The sequence below is a fragment of the Chitinophaga oryziterrae genome (genome assembly GCF_009758125.1).
Lineage (GTDB): Bacteria > Bacteroidota > Bacteroidia > Chitinophagales > Chitinophagaceae > Chitinophaga > Chitinophaga oryziterrae.
In genome coordinates this window covers 551,348-570,948 of record NZ_WRXO01000003.1, presented here as the reverse complement: position 1 = coordinate 570,948, position 19,601 = coordinate 551,348, and the positions used below count along the sequence as shown (strand labels likewise).

14 protein-coding genes are annotated in these 19,601 nt (G+C 44.2%); 8 read left to right on the top strand and 6 right to left on the bottom strand.

What is annotated here, in order from left to right; all coding sequences use genetic code 11:
* Window position 1 precedes the first annotated feature (1 nt).
* From GO495_RS14150 to GO495_RS14125, 6 genes are all read right to left on the bottom strand, one after another.
* Window positions 2–3,994: a hypothetical protein gene (locus GO495_RS14150; protein ID WP_157300350.1), complete on the bottom strand. Its 3,993-nt coding sequence runs from the start codon at window positions 3,992–3,994 to the stop codon at window positions 2–4.
* 326 nt (window positions 3,995–4,320) lie between these two features.
* On the bottom strand, window positions 4,321–5,118 hold the full coding sequence (locus GO495_RS14145) for a hypothetical protein (protein WP_157300349.1): 798 nt from the start codon (window positions 5,116–5,118) through the stop codon (window positions 4,321–4,323).
* 238 nt (window positions 5,119–5,356) lie between these two features.
* Window positions 5,357–6,118, bottom strand: a complete 762-nt coding sequence (locus GO495_RS14140; RefSeq protein WP_157300348.1) for a hypothetical protein — start codon at window positions 6,116–6,118, stop codon at window positions 5,357–5,359.
* Window positions 6,119–6,251: 133 nt separating this feature from the next.
* Window positions 6,252–7,034, bottom strand: a complete 783-nt coding sequence (locus GO495_RS14135; RefSeq protein ID WP_240915221.1) for a LytR/AlgR family response regulator transcription factor — start codon at window positions 7,032–7,034, stop codon at window positions 6,252–6,254.
* Window positions 7,031–8,023, bottom strand: a complete 993-nt coding sequence (locus tag GO495_RS14130; protein WP_157300347.1) for a sensor histidine kinase — start codon at window positions 8,021–8,023, stop codon at window positions 7,031–7,033. The genes GO495_RS14135 and GO495_RS14130 overlap by 4 nt, the downstream gene beginning before the upstream one ends.
* A 156-nt stretch (window positions 8,024–8,179) precedes the next feature.
* A complete protein-coding gene (locus GO495_RS14125) occupies window positions 8,180–8,947 on the bottom strand; it encodes a 3-keto-disaccharide hydrolase (protein ID WP_157300346.1) in 768 nt (255 codons plus the stop codon).
* Between the two features lie 206 nt (window positions 8,948–9,153).
* Between GO495_RS14125 and GO495_RS14120 the strand changes: the two genes are divergently transcribed.
* From GO495_RS14120 to bioA, 8 genes are all read left to right on the top strand, one after another.
* Window positions 9,154–9,780 carry a hypothetical protein gene (locus GO495_RS14120; protein ID WP_157300345.1) on the top strand — a complete coding sequence of 209 codons (627 nt, stop codon included), beginning with the start codon at window positions 9,154–9,156 and terminating at the stop codon, window positions 9,778–9,780.
* Between the two features lie 7 nt (window positions 9,781–9,787).
* Window positions 9,788–10,936: an AAA family ATPase gene (locus GO495_RS14115; RefSeq protein WP_157300344.1), complete on the top strand. Its 1,149-nt coding sequence runs from the start codon at window positions 9,788–9,790 to the stop codon at window positions 10,934–10,936.
* Window positions 10,933–11,649 carry a hypothetical protein gene (locus GO495_RS14110; RefSeq protein ID WP_157300343.1) on the top strand — a complete coding sequence of 239 codons (717 nt, stop codon included), beginning with the start codon at window positions 10,933–10,935 and terminating at the stop codon, window positions 11,647–11,649. Before GO495_RS14115 ends, GO495_RS14110 begins: the two co-directional genes overlap by 4 nt.
* Window positions 11,650–13,458 (top strand): hypothetical protein, encoded by a 1,809-nt coding sequence (locus GO495_RS14105; RefSeq protein WP_157300342.1) that lies wholly within the window; start codon window positions 11,650–11,652, stop codon window positions 13,456–13,458.
* Complete coding sequence (locus GO495_RS14100; RefSeq protein ID WP_157300341.1) at window positions 13,455–16,211, top strand: hypothetical protein; 2,757 nt, start codon at window positions 13,455–13,457, stop codon at window positions 16,209–16,211. The genes GO495_RS14105 and GO495_RS14100 overlap by 4 nt, the downstream gene beginning before the upstream one ends.
* 95 nt (window positions 16,212–16,306) lie before the next feature.
* Window positions 16,307–16,933, top strand: coding sequence for a TetR family transcriptional regulator C-terminal domain-containing protein (locus GO495_RS14095; RefSeq protein ID WP_157300340.1), 627 nt, complete (start codon window positions 16,307–16,309; stop codon window positions 16,931–16,933).
* 18 nt (window positions 16,934–16,951) lie between these two features.
* On the top strand, window positions 16,952–18,274 hold the full coding sequence (locus tag GO495_RS14090) for an ABC1 kinase family protein (protein WP_157300339.1): 1,323 nt from the start codon (window positions 16,952–16,954) through the stop codon (window positions 18,272–18,274).
* A gap of 30 nt (window positions 18,275–18,304) precedes the next feature.
* Window positions 18,305–19,573, top strand: a complete 1,269-nt coding sequence (gene bioA / locus GO495_RS14085) for an adenosylmethionine--8-amino-7-oxononanoate transaminase (RefSeq protein WP_157300338.1) — start codon at window positions 18,305–18,307, stop codon at window positions 19,571–19,573.
* The last annotated feature ends 28 nt before the right edge of the window (window positions 19,574–19,601 follow it).

Below are 19,601 nucleotides of genomic sequence, written 5' to 3'. Positions count from 1 at the left end.
TTTAAGTTGTAGGGATCCATTGGCTAACGGTTGGCTCTGGCCTGCCTGCCGCACCTTCCATCTGTTCATAATTCAGGGTGAATAATGTCCGCCACTGGTCTACCACAAATCTTGCTGCATTCACCTGCCCGTTATCTGAAAGTTTATTGGGAGTCAGCGGAGTGCCATCCGGGTTATAAATATCCAGTTTGTAATCCTCTGGTTTCGCCCCGGTATCTTTGTAAGAAAGCACATAAATAAAGCCCTTTGTTTCGCTGCTGATATCCAGGTAGGTCCTTTGACTGCCGGGAGCATCCTTCAGCTTCATCACAGAAGACAGACGGGTGAATATAATAGCGGTTTCAGCCTCATTCAGTAGCACATCATAATAAAGACTGTTGGTCTGATCTGCCACGGTCCATGCTTTGCCCGGCGATTTTTCACCAATGGTCAGGTTCATACTTCTGTACACATCAATCTCGTTTGTTTTTTCGCCATTAAAACGCACATCATAACTGATACCTTCTGTTGGATCAACGATGAGCCATAGTTTATCTTTTTCCGTACAATGGCATACCGCATCGTTGCTCAGGGATAATAGCCTTGCTTTGAATTTTTCCCTTAGTGCATTACCCAGTCTGCCTGTATTCAGCTCTTCTCTGAATGAGCTGGTTAAGCTGACTAAAGACACCAGCAGGTAGCGCTGGTCGCTGTCAGGATAGTATACCGGCACCTGTTTTTGCAGCGCCTGCATCAATAAAACGGAGCTTGTTTTTGATGACAGTATTGTTTTTAATGACAATGAAACCTCAAAGGAAAGTTCTGCTTTAAAGCAGGGAACACTGTTACCCCTGGTATCAAAAGCCTGGATCCGCGCATTAATATCTTCCAGCACCAGGATCCTTCCGTCGGCAGCAATAGTCATAGCGACAGGACCCTGCAGCAAACCTTCCCGCACTCCTTTTCCAGACAAAGGAATGGCTATGGGTGCTTTTGTTTCGTCCATCCCTGTTGCCGGCAATTCAACAATCGCGATTTTATTATTCCGGTAGCTGATAGCCAGTGCAAAGTTGTTCGGATGAATCGCAACAGCGCTGATATGCTCCATCGGGAATGCACCCCAGCTTTTGCGGGATTCGAAATCGAACGATGAATTTTTCTCATCATTCAGATCAACCAGGCGCAGGTGATACATTTTCTGTGTATCATAAGTCCTTGTATCGAGATAGAAATTATTAGGGCTAAACTCGGGTGTAGGCCATCTGAATACCTTAATCACATCCACCTGCCGGCGAAGGTCATATAACGGCTTACTGCCTGGTATGCCTATTGTCCACGACGCATCTTTTTTCACCACGGTAACAAGTGCATTATCCGGAAGCGTGAATCCATTGGCGGAAAACAGGCTTCGCAACGCAGCCGCAACAGCAGGTTTTGTATTCAGGTCTGGCATAAAACGTTCCGCCTGATCCACACCAAAAAGACCTGCTGGTCCAAACTGGTCAAAGGCGATGTAAGATTGTATGCTCTGTCCAAGCGTGGAGACTTTCATACCTGCACCCGGGTTGGCCAATGTTGACACGGCTTTCAACAGGTACATCGATGTGGATTGTTTGCCCGTTCCATAATCAAGTGGTAGCTGTTGCTGGGCCGCACGGTAGCAATAACCGATCTTATAAGCAATATTATTGATGGTAAGATTGACCAGTTCGGATACGTCCTGATGATTCAGTATGGCCCGTGTAGCTTTGGGTGCATCTGCTTTTTTAATCCACTGGTATTTCTTTTCCTTACCATTATAATCCAGCTTTTCAAGATGCTGATATTTTGTGGAGGGTAATAAAGGGACCAGTCGCTCAATAATAGACCCTTCTTCTCTGCGCGCCCCGTTTTTTGTAGGTACTGCATCCATCCAGCCGCTTGTCCATTGCCCCACAATCCATTCTTCTTTTGAATAAACGGTGGTAATGATCTGCATTTTTTGTCCGGGTGCTACGGGCAATTCATCCTGTGTTTTCTCTGAAAAAAGTACTTCAATCGGTTCATCGCTTTTCAGGGGCATTTTGCCCACTTTCTTTTTTGAAGAGGTATTCCCTTCGTATTGAACCAGGATCTGGTAATTATCGCTTGCCTTGGGCCAGATGGGAGCTTGGGAAGATGTGCCATGCGTAGGATCTGGTTTTACCAGTACGGTCAGTTGCATAGAACGTTTAGCCTCGATATTATAAGTGGCTGGCGACTGTAGCACTTGTGCAGTGGTGGCTACCATACTGGTAATTGCACTCGCCATACTAACCAGCTGGTGCGCCAGCCCCGTAACCGGTGTACTCTGAATGACCTTATCTTTAGATACCTGTGCAACTGCGGGGGCAGCAAATGCTTTCATGCCCTGGGAGAACAGAATACCTCCTACAAACTCTGCGGCTTTAATAAGAAAGGGTTCTATATCCATTCCGTTTTGTGTTGCCGCGCCAATAATCAGCGTATAACAGGCCAGTGAAGCTGATACCAATATCACTACATTTTCCCTTTTCTTAAAAAAGTCCGCATACCATTGGGTGGAGGAAACACCAACGGATAATGCTGAAAACAAAGCTGGTATACCGTAACAAACAACAGAAGTATAAACAAGGCCTAGTTTATCTACATCCATATCCCAGTTGCCTACTCCTAACCCACCAAAAAATACATTTACGGTACTGGCATTGTCTGGCACAGGGAAAGAAAGCCTGACCTTAGGTGCCCAGACAGGAAAACCAAAAAAGACACTACCCGCACCAATATAAGTCAGGTATTTTTTGCTGGTGCTGTATTCAAACCAATCCTTTACCAGTCCATTCAAACCACCGGTAGCACTTTCCCAGTTGGTGGGATTATTAATAATAGCGCCATCCGGTGTTTTGAACTGGCAATAAACGCCTAATCCACGATTAGGCCAGTTCTTCACTTCAAAGCTGAGCCTTTTTGAGGCATCATCAAAGTGTAAGGTTTCCCAATACAGGTGAAGGCCATATTCAGAAGTCTTATTATTAATGGTCCATTTGGTTTTACCGCTGTCTCCCAATAAATGTTCAGCCTTCAGTACAGGGTCTGATTGGTCACTTACACTGACTTCGCCTGTACTGCCATTGATGGCATCCCATTGGGAGCCTTTCAGCCAGGATGTATCTTTCAGTTTTTGTAATATACTGTGCAAAAGGGGCGTCATCACCTCTTTCAAACCATCAGAAAGATTGTATTGTGGTATGGCGCTCACCTCTTTTCCATCTATCTCTATAACGGGCCATACAATGACCTCTCCTTCGCAATCTATGAGGTCGCTGGCAGGCGGCATAATGTTGCCAGCCGGGTCTTTTACTATTGTATTATCATACCAGGGCGCATCTCCTTCGGCAGGGTGCATCAACAGGTATTGCCACAGGTCCGTAAAAAGAGGGTCCGCCAGGATAATATCTTCTGCTATACGGTAATGTACATCCGCCAGCACGCTTGCTATCTCAGGATGTTGCATTACAACCGAAAGGGCTGTGTCCAGGATATTTACCGTAAGGTTAGTATCTGAATGATAATCCGTTAGTTCCTGCAGAGCAAGTGGTGCTGCTAGTTTTAAGGTACCAGCGGTATAATATTTTAATTTTGCGGGCAGAAAAGCATTTCTGCCGTTAGCATTCATAACACTTACTGCCTTTTTAAGCTTTTTCCTCGGAATGTAGTTATACATGGCGGCTATTTCACCGGCCACGGCACCTGGCCGGGTAGAAGGATAGGTGATCACGTTAAAACCTATCTCTTCTGATGAAAACTCAGCATGCTCCACATAATGCGTGAATTTGCCCAATGCATCATCTGATAATACCTGCAACAGTTTATTTGTACTCCGGTAATGTGCCAGCGTTTGAGAGGTATGCTCTTTTACAATGGCCTTTTTATTCGAATTGACGAATTTAATGTTCAGGCCATCCTTATTTAAATGTTGAAGATGACTGAAATCAAAATGAAGAGTAACACTATCCATAATAGTTAAATATTGGGTTCGAGGATTAATAATGAAATCGATTTGCGGACATTTATAAAGGACGAGGATCGGGGACTAAAAACCTAATAAGGGGCATCGACAAAGTGTATACATGGACCATATAATATAAAACACTATGCGTTAAAGACTGAATTAATGCAGTTCAACATCCAACTGCTTTTTCTGAGTTAAGAAACTGAATAACTGATGGGGAATTATCAGAAGACCTGTTTAAGACATTTGGATACCCTATTCAAAGGATTATCAACTAATAAAAAAGCCCGTCACGGTAATTCCATGACGGGCTTTTTTTATTAAATAACTGATTACTGTCTGTTAGTCCAGGTAAGGTTGAAGCTTGATCCGCCTTTAATAGCGAATATTGCTTTGTAGTCACCCTGGTAAGTAATAGTACCGGAGTAGCTGAATGCCTGACCCTTTTTGTTAGTACCGCTGATAGTTACTTCTGCAGTACCTGATACGATTGCACGGGTAGCTTTGCTAACCTTTACATCGGAAGATTTATAAGTTATTACGTTGTGGAAGGTAGAAGTAGAATCACCTGAAATGATGGTCATACTACCTACATGGTTGTAAGTCTGGTTAATTAACAGGAAAGCGCTGTCAACCTGTAAACCAGAAACGGTGAATGCAGCTACAGAACTATCTACTACAGATAATTTTGTAGTTTTATAGGAGATATTAGCAGTAGCAGCCCAGGCAAAAGATACAGGCTCGCTTGCAGAAGAACAGGATAAAGTCCAGTTCCAAAGGATGTTATAGCTATAAGAAGGGGTGGTGGTAGAGTCACTCTTCGCAACAAAGCTATTTTCTTTTTTAACACCGCAATCTGCGCTGGTAAATTTTGCACCCTCACTCTGTCTTGCTCCACTATAATTGCCCGCTACAGATACTGCGTTGTCTGTCTGGAACATCAAACCATTTCCTTCAGAAGAAAACAGTGACTGGTTTACCATAACAGATGCATCTTCCTGAGATACAGCAGGAGCAGCACTGGTTTCGTCTTTTTTACATGCAGGGATGGCAACAGAAATACCGGCCGCTACGAACATTAACAAGATAGCAGACTTACTGCGTGATAAGGGGTTCTTTACTCTCTTCATAGAATGTAGATTTAAGTGATTAGTGATTATAAATTAATGCTGATTTTAAATAATTCACATGAACATGATCACTCTGTCCCCGCAAAGCTAATATAATATATCTAAAAATCATAATATAAACGGAGAAATACACATTCTATTGCACAGTTTGAACAAGAAAGCACATAACCTATTGAAAATGAAAACTCCCGGTAAGAAGTATTTCCTGCCGGGAGTTCCACTACCTACCACAACGCTACTACCACTCTATTGTGTAAGATTTGCCATTTGCTAAAACAAGTGTAGCCTTGTCATTACCCAGGAAAGTGATCGTTCCTGTACGGGTGAAAGATTTACCACCGGTTACTGTACCACTTATAGAAACAGTACCTGTACCGGAGATAACCTTTAAAGTACTTTTAGAAATTCTGATATCAGCAGAAGTGATCGTAATCACACTGGTAAAAGAACGTTTCTCATTGATCTTGGAAGTCTGACTACCATTACGTACGTAAGTCTGGTTGAATACATAATAAGTACTGTCACCTCCTAAACCTGTAATAGTGATATTCGCCTTTGAACTGTCGTTCGAAGACATTCTTGGTGCATCATAAGAAGCCTTACCTGCATAATTCCATACGTATGTTTGCGGAACAAGATTATTACAGCTCAGCAGCCAGTTCCAGCTACAGTTATAGCTGTAGGTAATAGCAGCACCGGCAATACTTGCACCGGCAATAGTAGTGTCGTGCATAATACCACATTGGTCAGTAAGCTTAGCGCCCGTTCTGGCAGAATTAAAATCAGAAGTCATGCTGGCAGCAGCTGTAGACTGTGTAACAAGACCACCACTCTGTGTAGATACTGACTGACTTACCACTTCTGATACATCATCATCAGATATCGTGTCAGTGGTTGTAGAATCATCCTTCTTACAGGAAGAAATAGTGAATATAATACCCACAGATAAACAAACTGATAATAATGCAGCTTTACTGAAAGTGATGCGTTCTCTTTTCATAGAATGACTTTTTAAAAATTGGTGATAAATAATTTAACTGCTAGTTAGATGTTTTATCAGGGCGAAGTTTTTCGTTTTCCGGTGAAACGGCAAATATGGGGGGTGAACTTATTTAATTTATTTACATACGTCTTTAACTATTCATCCACTGACGGAATTCAGGCACCCTTGCCTTACTGATCAGGATCTGTTCCTTAGCCGGAGGATTGATTTTCAAGGATAAACGTCCGTTAAAGTAAAAATCCACTTCCAGAATGGCCTTCTTTTGCACAATAAACTGCCGGTTAGCCCTGAAAAAACAGGCCGGGTCCAGTTGCTGCTGCAACTGCTCCATAGTGGCATCTATTATATACTGCTTATTATCTGCCGTACCGGCATATACGATCTCATTGGCCGTATAAAACCAGGAAATCTGCGCGACAGTTAAAGGGATCAGCTTATCCCTGGTATGTACCAGAAAAGATTGCTTATAAGAAGTGGTATTCCCTTTCAGACTCTCTGCAATTTTTAATAACTGCGCATAACTATCCGTACTACCCGACTGTGAACGCAGCCGGTTAAATTTCACCAATGCCTGTTTCAGCTCTCCGTCATCAAAGGGTTTCAGGATATAATCAATACCATTGGCCTTAAATGCCTGCAAGGCATAATCATCAAAAGCGGTAATGAAAATCACCGGTAACGTAATATGTACCTGGCTGAATATTTCAAATGATAACCCGTCACTTAAACGGATATCCATAAATAACAGATCACATTGCTGCGCATGCTGCTGTAACCAGCTCACAGCATCTGTTACTCCTGGTAAGATGGCCAGCACTTCGGCTTCAGGCGCTGTTTCCTGTAACATATGCTGCAGGTTGCGGGCAGTGGCCGGTTCATCTTCTATAATTGCGACGCGTAAAGACATACTCATTTTAACGGCAGTTTGACAATAAATTTCCCATCCTTCTTCATAATACTGATCTCCTGCTGCATTAAGATCTTATAACGTTCATTCAGGTTAGGCAATCCTATCCCCGTCCCCGCTTCCGGGAAAGATACCAGTTGTATATTATTCTCTACTATCAACTGGTGGTCCGCTATAAATATATGGATCTGTAAAGGGCGGGAAACAGTTACTATATTATGTTTGGAGGCATTCTCTATCAATGGTTGCAGGGACATGTGCGGCAACAGGTACTGCATATCCGCTTCTTCTATATCTACCTTCAGCTCAAACCCCTTTTCATGACGCATCTTTAACAACGCTACATAGGATTGTACGGCATTTAGTTCATCCTTCAGGTTCACCAGGTTATGATCATTCTTTTGCAGGGAATAACGATATACTTTTGATAACTGATTGATATAATATTGCGCCTGGGAAGGATCTTCCCTTACCACACCCGATAAACTGCTCAATGCATTGAAAAAGAAGTGCGGTTGTAACTGCCCTTTTAATAATCCCAGCTCTGCTTTGAGATGCGCATTCCTCAGCTGTGCATTCTCCATCTCCTTAGACCGGGCATGCCGCAGGATATCCACTATCTTCAGCTCTATGGCTATCAGCAACATACTGATCAGGAACTTCATCCCTACTCCTTTCCCTGGTAATAAACCCGGACTAAACAACTTTTTCTGCGCTTTCACAATTATAATCGTGAACACAGCCAGTAAAACGAAATTGAAAAGTAATGCCACTCCCTCTTCCTTTAAACGCCATTGGTTTGCCGGTGTACGGAAATATTTTCTGTTGATATAAAAAATACAAAGACAGAAGATGAAATTGATGACGGTCTGGAAGATAATCTCATAAGGATCAAAACGCCAGTAGTGCGCCACTACCCCTTCATTCCTGAGTGCCAGCAATTTGGGTAAGTTGAGCGCAAACGAGATAAACAGTGAGCTATATATGTAAAACATTCTCCCCATCGTAGCATTCATAAGTACAAAGTACCAGACTTCTATGCTTAAATGTAGAAAAAATACGGATGAAGCGGTAAAAATCGGTGGTCAAATATTTAAAACAGGAAAGCCCCCGCTAAGCGGAGGCTTCCCCTTTATCAGATAAAAAGCTGATTATAATTCCCTGATCCAGATATTCCGGAAACTAAGCGGCTCGCTCTTATCTCCATGTGCCTGTAATTTAATTGGGCAGGCGCCATGTGCTTTCTCATAACTAGCCTTGCCAATGTATTTGGTAGGACCATGCAGCTCCGTATTGTTCTGTACCAATATGCCATTAAAGAACACGGTTACCCTGGCAGGAGACAGCAAAGAACCATCTGCATTGAAATGAGGGGCCGTCCAGATAACATCGTAAGTCTGCCATTCTCCTGGTTTCTTGTTAGCATTCACCAGCGGTGCTGTTTGCTTGTAAATACTTCCTGCCTGACCATTCACATATGTCTTATTATTGTAGTTATCCAGGATCTGGAGTTCGTACCCATCATCACCCGGACCGGTAGACGCCAGGAACAAACCGCTATTACCTCTGCCCTGACCAGTACCTGTTATATTTTTAGGTACCTGCCACTCAATATGCAGCTGGTAATTGGTAAAAGACCTTTTCGTTTGTATGTTCCCACCGGTTTTATCAACGGTAAATGCATTACCCGATACCTTCCAGGTTGCCGGTTGAGCAGGATCTTTTACAGATACCCACTGGTCCAGGCTTTTCCCGTTAAACAGTATGATCGCATCTGAAGGTGCATCTGTATTGACTTTACCCGGTGTAACTACGGTAGGGACCGGCTCCCATACCTCTGTCTCTTCTGGTTTTGTCTGAGCAAATAACGCGGCTGAAAAAACAACGGCCGCTGCCGTTGTAAGTGTTTTCTTATACATGATCACTTTAATTTAATTCCCTAAGTTAAAAATAGATCTAACAATTAACAATCCGGCCATCATATTTATTATATGACAACAGACTTGCATATAAGACGCATACTCACTACCTTAGAGTTAATATGAAATCCGGGGGACTTTATACTGATGTTGATAAGCATGGGGCAATCAACTGACAATATATATTCTGCTGTAAAGAATCTTACATGGAGCTAACGAATTTTATAGCAGGACTGATCAACGATGGTAAAGTAAAAGTAGTACCGGAGTTGCTGGCATTTGAAGCAGAAGACCTGCGCCTGGCAACTATTCATCTGCAACAATACTATGAAGATGATATACAGGAGATGCCAGCTGCAGCGCCCTCTTTTGATGAAAACGCAGCCCTCTGGGCTGCCCGCTATCTCTACACGGCCGTGCAGTTCATCCTGCTCAGAAACCTGGACGAAACAACCATGCAGGAACACCTGCTCCCCTACTCCGGAGAGCTGACACCTGCTGCAATGTATTCGGCAGACCTGACGCTGCGCTATCTCCCCGATCTGTTTGACCTGGCAAAAGGATTGTCTCCCAATGATCCGCTGGTAAAACTGATGAAGGAAACCGCACAGCTATGGCCTTTCTCTTCGGCTGGTATCCCCATGTCCGAAAATACAGACCTCTCCGTTATATTCAGTCATGCTTCCCTGAAACAGGCTTATATAGACCGGATCATTACCGCCAGAAATCTCCACAAATGCCAGCAACCCGATTGTTATCCGCTCGTACTGGAAGCATTAGGCGCCTATGCTGCCGATCTGTGGCCTCAATTTGAACCCTCTTTTAACGATTAAATAAATTATGGAACCTGTTATTCTGTCCAACACCAGCGCAATAGACAAACTGAATAATGTACTGCAACAACTGAAAAAAACTTTCGTTGGTAAAGACGACATCATCGATCTCATGGGCATCTGCCTCGCCGGCAGGGAAAACCTGTTCCTGCTAGGCCCTCCTGGTACCGCCAAGAGCGCCATGGTTCGTGAGTTAGCCCGTCATATCAAAGGCAAAACCTTTGAATACCTCCTGACCCGCTTTACAGAACCCAATGAACTCTTCGGCCCTTTCGACATCCGTAAACTGCGCGATGGCGACCTGGTGACCAACACCGAAGGCATGCTCCCCGAAGCATCACTGGTATTCCTGGATGAATTGCTGAACGCTAACAGCGCTATCCTTAACAGCCTGCTGATGGCGCTTAATGAAAAGATCTTCCGCCGTGGCAAAGAGACAAAAAAACTCCCTGCGCTGATCTTTATAGGCGCCAGCAATCACCTGCCGGAAGAAGAAGCCTTACAGGCCCTTTTCGACCGCTTCCTCATCAGGGTGCATTGCGGGAATGTCGATCCTGCACAACTTGAAAAAGTACTGCATGCCGGCTGGGATATGGAACAAACTACTGAAACCGATTATACCGGTATAACAGAAGAGGAAGTACGCTATTTACAGACACTCACTACCAGTATTGACCTCAGCGTTGTAAGACCTGCTTACATAGAACTGGTGCAGCTATTACGTAATGCCGGCGTACAGATATCAGACAGGCGCGCTGTGAAACTGCAACGCCTCATAGCGGCCAGTGCGTTGCTCTGCAACCGTCGTACCGCTTTGCGTTCTGACCTCTGGGTGCTGCGATATATCTGGGATACAGAGGAACAGCAGGAAGTGATTGCGGGTATCGTTAATGTGGCTGTCGCTACAGATGAATCCCATCCTCAGCAACATCCCCGTGCAAATATCAACAGCACGCCGGATGCAGATATCATCTATGAAGAAGTACTGCAAATGACCGCGCAATGGGATACCGCTTCCGGTGCAGAACGTGCGCTGATAAAAGACAGACTGCGTTACCTGAATGGACGCAGTGAATGGATCAGCAGTGAAACACAGCGCAATTACGTGTTACAGCCAATTGAAGATCTCTGGCAGAAAATAATACAAACAGCATGACGGAAATCGTAATAGTACTATCTACCGCTCACGCAGCGGCATTAGGTAGTGTTCGTACTTTCCCCGGACTGCTTGCTGCGCGCTCCGGAGAAGAGATATGGGTGAGAGGGATACCTGCCGGTAAACCGGATAAAAAGATCAGTGTACTACCTGTGATGCATACTTATTTCATGGATGAACAGGAACGCCTCTTTGCACCCGCTGCCCAAACACCGGTAGCTATGCTGCCTGCATTGGAATGGATACCGCTGTTATCTTTTATAAAAGTAACATTACCTGTATCTGCCTTACCTGGCGTACTGGAAGCACCCCAACGGGTAAAACTGGTCAGAAGGAATGGTAACGTAATCATACCGGGAAACGATGCTTTGCTTACTTCCCTGGAAATATGGGATACATATGTCAGCACAGCGCCGCTTGTAAGACTGCAACATCTCTACTTCGCTGTTTCAGAAAACAGGGAAGCACTGATTATAGGTACACCGATCATGCCCTTACCAGGCAAAACATATATACTCGGGGATAACATCCTGTTACCGGCCGGTTACGACTTTGATCCACCTGCCATAACATCGCTGGTCACAACAACGCTGAACCCTTTGCATGATGGTATACTGCTGTTCCATGAAAACGGTCACTGGGAAAAAATAAAGTTTGATTGCTTTGTACCGGCCACCAGAAGTGCGGTAAGGCTTACTAATAGTATGATTTAAATGAGCGATCGACTGTCCGATACTAAACTATTACCACTGGTACTACCGGAACACCAACCGGCAGACCTGCTGGAACAACTGGCCGGAGACTCGCGGACCGAAGGCCTGGCCAGACTAACGCAACGCCTCATCGCTGCGCTGAAAATACCTATGCAGGCACGCAGCAACAGCGACCGCTCATTCGGCGGCGTATCCGATATTACCAACAGAGGTAACTTCGACAGACTCCTCCTCAGCGAACTCGCTCATGACGATCTTTCCTTAATGGCGAGACTCGCCAACAACGAAGCGCTCTATCTCCGCAGGGAAGAGCTACCCGCCAATCATACCAGGCAACGTTTCATCCTCGTAGATACCAGCATCAAGATGTGGGGCACACCCCGCATCTTCGCCATCGCTACCGCACTGGCCTGCCGTATGAATAACAAAGAGAAAGCACACGCCAGCACCTTCGCATTACAAGGCAATGCCTACAGCGAAATGGAACTGCACACCAAATCAGATATCATCGGTGCACTGGCAGAATTATCACCGGCACTGCACAGCGCAGGCGCCTTAACCGCCTTTGTAAAAGAACATCCCCTTGGCCGTGAACAGGAATACTTCCTCATCACAGATGAGCAGTTGTTCTATACACCCGCTTTCCAGGCAGCTTTCGCTCATCTGAGAACAGCCTATGGGTTCTTAATAACCGTAAGCAGGTCAGGGCAATTACAACTGTTTAAATATAAAGCCGGTAACCGCCACCTGCTGTACAATATTTCACTGGATTTACCGGAGTTATTATCAAAAGCTAAGAAGGTAATAAACGCGAAAAAAGAAGAAGTCTGTGACAGGAAAGACTTACCGGCTTTTTTCCACCAGGCTTCTGCACCACTTTACTTCCCCAGCAATAAGATCGTTCCTGATAAGGAACATATGTTCAGCGCATTTGGCGTAATTGGTATCACACAGGATCAACGCCTGCTTTACTGGCCGGATAAGACAAAAGGCGCTATAGAATTAATGTCCTTCATCTCCCCTGGTAAATATTACTTCGGGCAGGATGATACATCTGAGATCTACATCCTGCATCATATTCCCAGTATGCCTCAGATACTCAGGATGCTACAGGTAGATACGAAGTCGCGAACAGTAACAACTATCGACTGCAAGCATGAAGTCGGGCTTCAGGGACCACATACGATCATATTTTATCAAAAACATTTCATCATAGACACCGGCGATACTATCTGCACTATTAATCCTGTCAACGGAAAAGTATATATGCGGGAGGGAGAAGATGCCAACATGCTGGTACAAAGACCATTGATAACTGACTACGAATTTGATCTCAAAGGGATAAAACGCATGATCAATCCAGGTTATGACGTTCTCAATCATATCCGGAAGATATACGCGAATCATGGCCGCCTGTTTGTGGACTACCGCGCCATCACGATAAACAATGGGGAAACTATAATTACTTTAAGGAAACCGGATCTCAATTTCGACACTACCATTCGTGAAGTATCTGAAAATCCAACACAAGTCACTATTCCCGATGTCAATTATAAACTCTTAAAATTTACATGGGACAATGGCAGCGAAGCATTTTTGGATTCACGCGGGTTCTTACACCTGCGCTCCGCAAACAAAACCATTCCGGAAGTAACAATTGTACTGATACTAAACCGGCAGATCGCCTGCTGGTCTTCTGATGGCTTTTCCTGTGGTTCCAAATACTTCACTGGCAAACTACAAAAAGGAATGTCGGTACGTGAATTTTACACAAAATACATCCAATCATTTATAGAGGCATTGAAATGAATATAGTCCTGCAGCTAACATACGATCCGCAATCCAGTCAGGATATTGCCGGGACTTTCATCCGGGGCAATACTCCTTCACAATGGTTCCGTGAAATTGACAACTGGAATATACCCCTGAACGGACTTACATGCCTTATCATTCCGGCTCACAGCGGCTCTATCACGCCTGCCGGCCTGTTCGTGGTGTTTAAGAGTATAGTACCTGATGCGTCTGTATTATCACATCCTTATGCCGCCATTGGTAATAAATTATTCATTCCTGTACATGCCAGCCTGCATCCGGTATTAAGCAATGATGAGCTAAACGATCTGCTCATCTGGGAGTGGCAGGTATTTCACCCGGGTATCGGCTTTGTAGGATTCAATAAAGAAGATCAGCTGGAGCCGGTCAGCCTGCTCTCATTTGCAGAACAGCTTACCACCAGTTGGGACCATGCTCATCCCGGCCTCCCTCCTATGGCAAAACTGCATGAGATCAGTGTAGATAATCCTGAAGAAAATAAACTACTGGATCAGTTACAGGAAGGCATCGATATACAGCCTCTGTCAGAAATCCCCGGAGTGATTAAACCTCCCACAGGATTCATGGCATTCCTGGATGTAGTAGCGAAAATGTGCATGCTCCCTGTCTGGCTTATCCTGAAAATATTCTCTCTATTCCCCGGCAATCCGATAATAACTGTGTCCAATAACCGGATACAAAGCTTTATGGATTGGATGGAAGGAGAAAGAGAACATGATGGTGGTGGCAGCGGTAGCGCGCCTACCCGGGATAACCTGGAAAAGAGCCGCAACAGGGAACTGGAACGGCTCCTGAAACTATTTGATGAAGATATGGATGAAGCGCTGCGCTATGCCATCCCCCTTGCATCAAAATATGCCAGCAGGGGCAGCGCCACACCCAGTGGCAGCTTAGGCAGTCGCGATACCAGCTTTAACGTAAACAGACTTGGAGGTGGTGAACGTGCAGATGGATGGAACGTAGACAATTATGCAGCATCTCTCGCCGCCAAATATCATAAAACCGCCCTGCAGGCAGAAGAAAAAAGGGACTTCAAAAAGGCCGCCTATATCTACGCCAACCTGCTGGGGGATTTCCAGGCAGCAGCAAGAGTGCTGGAACAAGGTCAATACTACAGAGAAGCAGCTATACTGTACAGAGAACATTTACATAAACCACTGGAAGCAGCCCAATGTTTAGAGAAAGGAGGATTGCTGCTGGAAGCGATTGAGATCTACAAAGAACTGGAACAATATGAAAAAACAGGCGATCTCTTCCTGCTCCTTGCTCAACCTGAAAAAGCAGCACAGTATTTCAGGAAAAGCACAGACGTTGCCCTCTCTCAAAAGGATTACCAGAAAGCGGCGACCATCCTGGATAAAAAACTACATCTGCGCGAAGAGGCATGCACCACACTACTCGATGGCTGGTCGGCCGGCTATAACCAGGAAGAATGCCTGACCATGTACTTCCAGATGATCATGCGTACAGAAGAAGATCAGCTACCCGAATACCTGTTGGAAATATATGAGCACCATACACCTGTAAGCATGCAAGGCAACTTCCTGAGCGTGCTGACAGAGGTAAATAAAGCCACCACCAACCCTGCGGCGAAAGAAACTGCCAGGGAGCTGGCGTATAAGATTATTAGTCAGGATGCCATGACTGGCAACACTGAGAAAATGCATTTATTAAAGCATTTTTTACCTGAAGATGAACAACTGGTCACTGATTATAATCTCTATAAAAACAGAAAGGAGACGGTCTCTGTCACAGATAAAAAAGGAAATCAGATAAAGATACAACTGCATGAAAATGTAGAATGGATGGGGTCTGCCACCTACTATAATCAAATGCTGATTTTCGGCCAGGATAAAAGCGCACTTTACCTTGTTCGTGTAAATGTAAATGGCTACCAGGAACATTACAGCTGGACTTTTTATTCCTCACACGAAGATGACGAAGACGAAGGAAACGCAAGTATAGTATATCCTTTCTTTTCTCCTGATCTTAATTCCAATAATGACATTGTTCTATCACTAAGAACATTGGATACAATATTTTCTGTTGAGAATAAAGATCTGCCGGCTAACCGTCATTTCAATGAGGAATTGCATATCTGCGTGAATAAGCAGCTGGAGCAAAATGTCCTCTGTTTTGCATTTTCAATTAATGAAGCAGTCACCAGGCTCGTAACCATTACAGCATCTGATAAAAACCGGTTAAACATCAACCATTATACTGAGGATCTGGGTATGGGTTCATCGGAATGTACATTAAGCAACGGTGAAGTTCTTGTTCCGCAGTACCTTCATTTCATGCAGCAAATGATCTGCAAGGATATCTTCTACTTCCACATGAATAAATGTGTTTATAGTGTGGATTATCTTGGGCATTGCGAAGAACTACCACTGGATGCAGATATTTTTTCGTTAACAGACACACCAGGTAAAAAAATAATCGCCCGCACAAAAAAGGGAAGTATCCTCATCAGTATAGAAAGAGACATGAAAATTATCGGCGATTTCTTCGCAGAACACATCCTCTGTGTCGCAAAAGCATACATTCCCGGCGATCTGTTCGTAATCGCTTCAGAATATGACGCACAAGTGTATAATATAAAAAACGCGCCCATACTAATCAATAATATCAGATCTACCGGTCCCATCAAGGAAATCTTATCTACCGGCGAAAAGAACCAATGCGTTATCCTTGATAATAAAGGTGTTATGACAATACACGCTATTTAGGCTTTCCTTAACGCTTACCTGATCATTATCCGGCGATTCTGACGTAAATTTGATATAGCTCATAGCCAATTCACTTCTAAAAAATCCCGGAAACAATGGACAAGCAACTTATTCGCGACGCTTATAAAACTTTCTGGCTGGAAAACGGCAAAAGACCCGTTTCCATCTTCTCTTTCTGTCAGCAGCTGGGCATAGCTGAAACTGCTTTTTACGACAGCTACTCTTCTTTTGATGCTGTTGAAAAAGACCTGTGGTTATCCTATTTCCAGGATACCATCGAAAAGCTACAGCAGGATGAGATCTACAGGAACTATTCCGCACAGGAAAAACTACTCACCTTCTACTTCATGTGGGTACAGAAACTGAAAGAAAACAGGAGTTATATCCTGCAACAGAAAGAAAACTACAGGATTCCCGGTATTCATTTAGATAAACTGGAAACCTTCCGTATCGCTTTTTACGATTACATCAGAGAGATCATAAAAGAAGGATATACCAGCAACGAGATCAAAGAACGCAAATTCATCTCAGACCAGTACGTACACGGTTTCTGGATGCAGGCATTATTTGTACTCCGCTACTGGACAAAAGACGATAGCACCCAGTTTGAAATGACAGATGCCGCTATTGAAAAAGCAGTAAACCTGAGCTTTCAGTTAATCAGCACAAATACATTTGATAGTTTAGTAGACTTTGGAAAATTCATGTTTACGAGGAAGTAAACAAAATTATTGGGGACGATGAAAGAACAGACTAACATTCCTACCGGAAAGGTAGAAAGGGCGAGCCGCTTTGTAACAACAGGACTGAAAGTAGGAACGAATTACATCAAACATTACACGAAAAAACTTTTAGACCCCTCTCTGAGCAAGGATCAATTACATGCAGACAATGCAGAAGATATCTATGATACTTTAAGCGACCTCAAAGGAAGCGCTTTAAAAGTAGCCCAGATGCTGAGTATGGACAAGGGCATGCTGCCTAAAGCCTATACTGATAAATTTGCCATGTCGCAATACAGTGCTCCTCCCCTTTCCGGGCCACTGGTAGTCAACACTTTCGTTAAAACACTGGGACAATCCCCTTTCCAGCTCTATGATAAATTTGAGATGAAAGCTGCCAACGCTGCTTCCATAGGCCAGGTGCACCGTGCCTGGAAATGGGATAAGCCGCTGGCCATCAAAATACAATATCCCGGCGTTGCCAATAGTGTAAAATCCGATCTCCGCATCGTAAAACCCTTTGCTATCCGCATTGTAGGTATGAACGAAGTGGATATGGACAAATACTTTGACGAGATTGAGAGCAAACTGCTGGAAGAAACAGACTATAAACTGGAACTGCGCCGCTCTGTAGAATTATCTGCCCTCTGCACACATATTCCTAACCTGGTATTCCCTTCCTATTACCCGGAACTCTCCAGCGAAAGGATCATTACCATGGACTGGCTGGACGGCTTTCACCTGAAGGAATTCCTGTTAAGGAACCCCAGTCAGGAAGTACGCAATAAAATTGGTCAGGCCCTGTGGGACTTCTACCAGTTCCAGGTACATACACTCAAAACAGTACATGCCGATCCGCATCCCGGTAATTTCCTGATGCGCGACAACGGTACTGTTGGCATCTTCGACTTTGGTTGTGTCAAAGAAATTCCTGAAGATTTTTACATCAACTATTTCCTTTTAGTAGATAAAGAAGTGATAAAGGATGAGGTAAGACGCCGGCAGATCTATACCAATCTCGAAATGATCCATTCTTCAGATACAGAAAAAGAGATCACGTTCTTCTCTGAGCTTTTTCAGAAGATGATAGATATGTTAACATTGCCTTTTACGCTCGACAGCTTTGACTTTGGAGATGAATCTTATTTTAATGATATCTATGCCTACATGGACTATGTATCTAATTTAAAAGAAGTAAGAGACTCAAAAGTAGCCCGCGGCTCCCGTCATTCTTTGTACGTAAACCGTACTTATTTCGGGTTATATTCTATCCTCAGTGATTTAAAAGCAAATATTAAAACAGGGTATCCTGCAAACACCCCCGCATTTCATCAGCAATAGTTACCTTTGCCGTGTTGAAATCAATAATACATGACATTATCAGAAAGGGACCAACAGGTGATATGGCATCCGTATACGCAGATGCAGACAGCGCCGGCACCGGTAGGTATTGTAAGAGGAGAAGGGACTTTATTGTATGATGAAGAAGGGAACAGTTACCTGGATGCTACTTCCAGCTGGTGGGTAAATATTCACGGGCATGCCCACCCTTACATTGCCAAACAACTGGCAGCACAGGCCACAGAACTGCAACACTGCATTTTTGCGGGTTACACCCACCCTCCCGCTGTCAATCTCGCAGAAAGATTACTGCCCATATTACCAGGCCATCAGCAACGCGTATTTTATTCGGATAACGGTTCTACAGCAGTAGAAGTGGCGTTGAAAATGTGTATCCAGTACTGGCATAATAAAGGAGAAAAAAGGACTAAGATACTGGCGTTCAGCAATTCTTATCATGGGGATACTTTTGGGGCGATGAGCGTAAGCAGCCGCAGTGTATTTACCCGTGTATTCGACGACTTCCTCTTTGATGTACATTTCATAGACACGCCCACCAAAGACAATATCGCTGCTCTTAAAGCACAGGTAGATGCCTTACATCCTTCAGAGATCGCAGCCTTTATCTTTGAGCCCCTGGTACAGGGAGCCGGAGGAATGCTGATGTATGAGGCAGACGTATTTGATGAATTACTGCAACATTGCCATCAGCATCAGATCATGCTGATAGCGGATGAGATCATGACAGGCTTCGGCAGGACGGGACGTAATTTTGCGATGGAGAATGTGTCCACGCCGCCGGATATTATCTGTTTATCCAAAGGGTTGACCGGTGGCAGCATTGCGCTGGGCATCACTACCTGCACGGCAGAGATCTATAACGCATTCCTTTCAGACAGTAAGCTGAAAACGCTTTTTCACGGCCATTCATTTACAGCGAATCCTATGGCCTGTGTCATTGCACTGGCCAGCCTGGATATTTTCCTGCAACCTTCCTGTAAGGAGAACCGGGTGAGAGTAGAAGAGCAACATCGTCAGTTTGCAGAGCGGTTAAAGAGTACGCCCAAAATAAAGAATGTAAGGATTCAGGGAACGATTATCGCCTTTGAAATTGTGACTGATACAGAAGACAGTTATATCAATCAGCTGGGCGATTATCTGCATAAATTCTTCAAAGAGAAAAGGATTATGCTGCGGCCTTTAGGGAATACCTTGTATATCATGGCTCCTTATTGTATTACCAATGAGCAGCTGGATATGGTGTACAAAAGCATTGTGGAATGTGCAGAAGGATTATAATATTACTGTTTATAAAAAAGGGGCCGTT

Bases quoted from the DNA above. Each gene is read 5' to 3' on its own strand.
- GO495_RS14135 (WP_240915221.1), bottom strand. From the start codon at position 7,034: ATGAGTATGTCTTTACGCGTCGCAATTATAGAAGATGAACCGGCCACT.
- bioA (WP_157300338.1), top strand. From the start codon at position 18,305: ATGACATTATCAGAAAGGGACCAACAGGTGATATGGCATCCGTATACG.
- GO495_RS14110 (WP_157300343.1), top strand. From the start codon at position 10,933: ATGACGGAAATCGTAATAGTACTATCTACCGCTCACGCAGCGGCATTA.
- GO495_RS14125 (WP_157300346.1), bottom strand. From the start codon at position 8,947: ATGTATAAGAAAACACTTACAACGGCAGCGGCCGTTGTTTTTTCAGCC.
- GO495_RS14120 (WP_157300345.1), top strand. From the start codon at position 9,154: ATGGAGCTAACGAATTTTATAGCAGGACTGATCAACGATGGTAAAGTA.
- GO495_RS14115 (WP_157300344.1), top strand. From the start codon at position 9,788: ATGGAACCTGTTATTCTGTCCAACACCAGCGCAATAGACAAACTGAAT.
- GO495_RS14105 (WP_157300342.1), top strand. From the start codon at position 11,650: ATGAGCGATCGACTGTCCGATACTAAACTATTACCACTGGTACTACCG.
- GO495_RS14100 (WP_157300341.1), top strand. From the start codon at position 13,455: ATGAATATAGTCCTGCAGCTAACATACGATCCGCAATCCAGTCAGGAT.
- GO495_RS14150 (WP_157300350.1), bottom strand. From the start codon at position 3,994: ATGGATAGTGTTACTCTTCATTTTGATTTCAGTCATCTTCAACATTTA.
- GO495_RS14095 (WP_157300340.1), top strand. From the start codon at position 16,307: ATGGACAAGCAACTTATTCGCGACGCTTATAAAACTTTCTGGCTGGAA.
- GO495_RS14140 (WP_157300348.1), bottom strand. From the start codon at position 6,118: ATGAAAAGAGAACGCATCACTTTCAGTAAAGCTGCATTATTATCAGTT.
- GO495_RS14130 (WP_157300347.1), bottom strand. From the start codon at position 8,023: ATGTTTTACATATATAGCTCACTGTTTATCTCGTTTGCGCTCAACTTA.
- GO495_RS14090 (WP_157300339.1), top strand. From the start codon at position 16,952: ATGAAAGAACAGACTAACATTCCTACCGGAAAGGTAGAAAGGGCGAGC.
- GO495_RS14145 (WP_157300349.1), bottom strand. From the start codon at position 5,118: ATGAAGAGAGTAAAGAACCCCTTATCACGCAGTAAGTCTGCTATCTTG.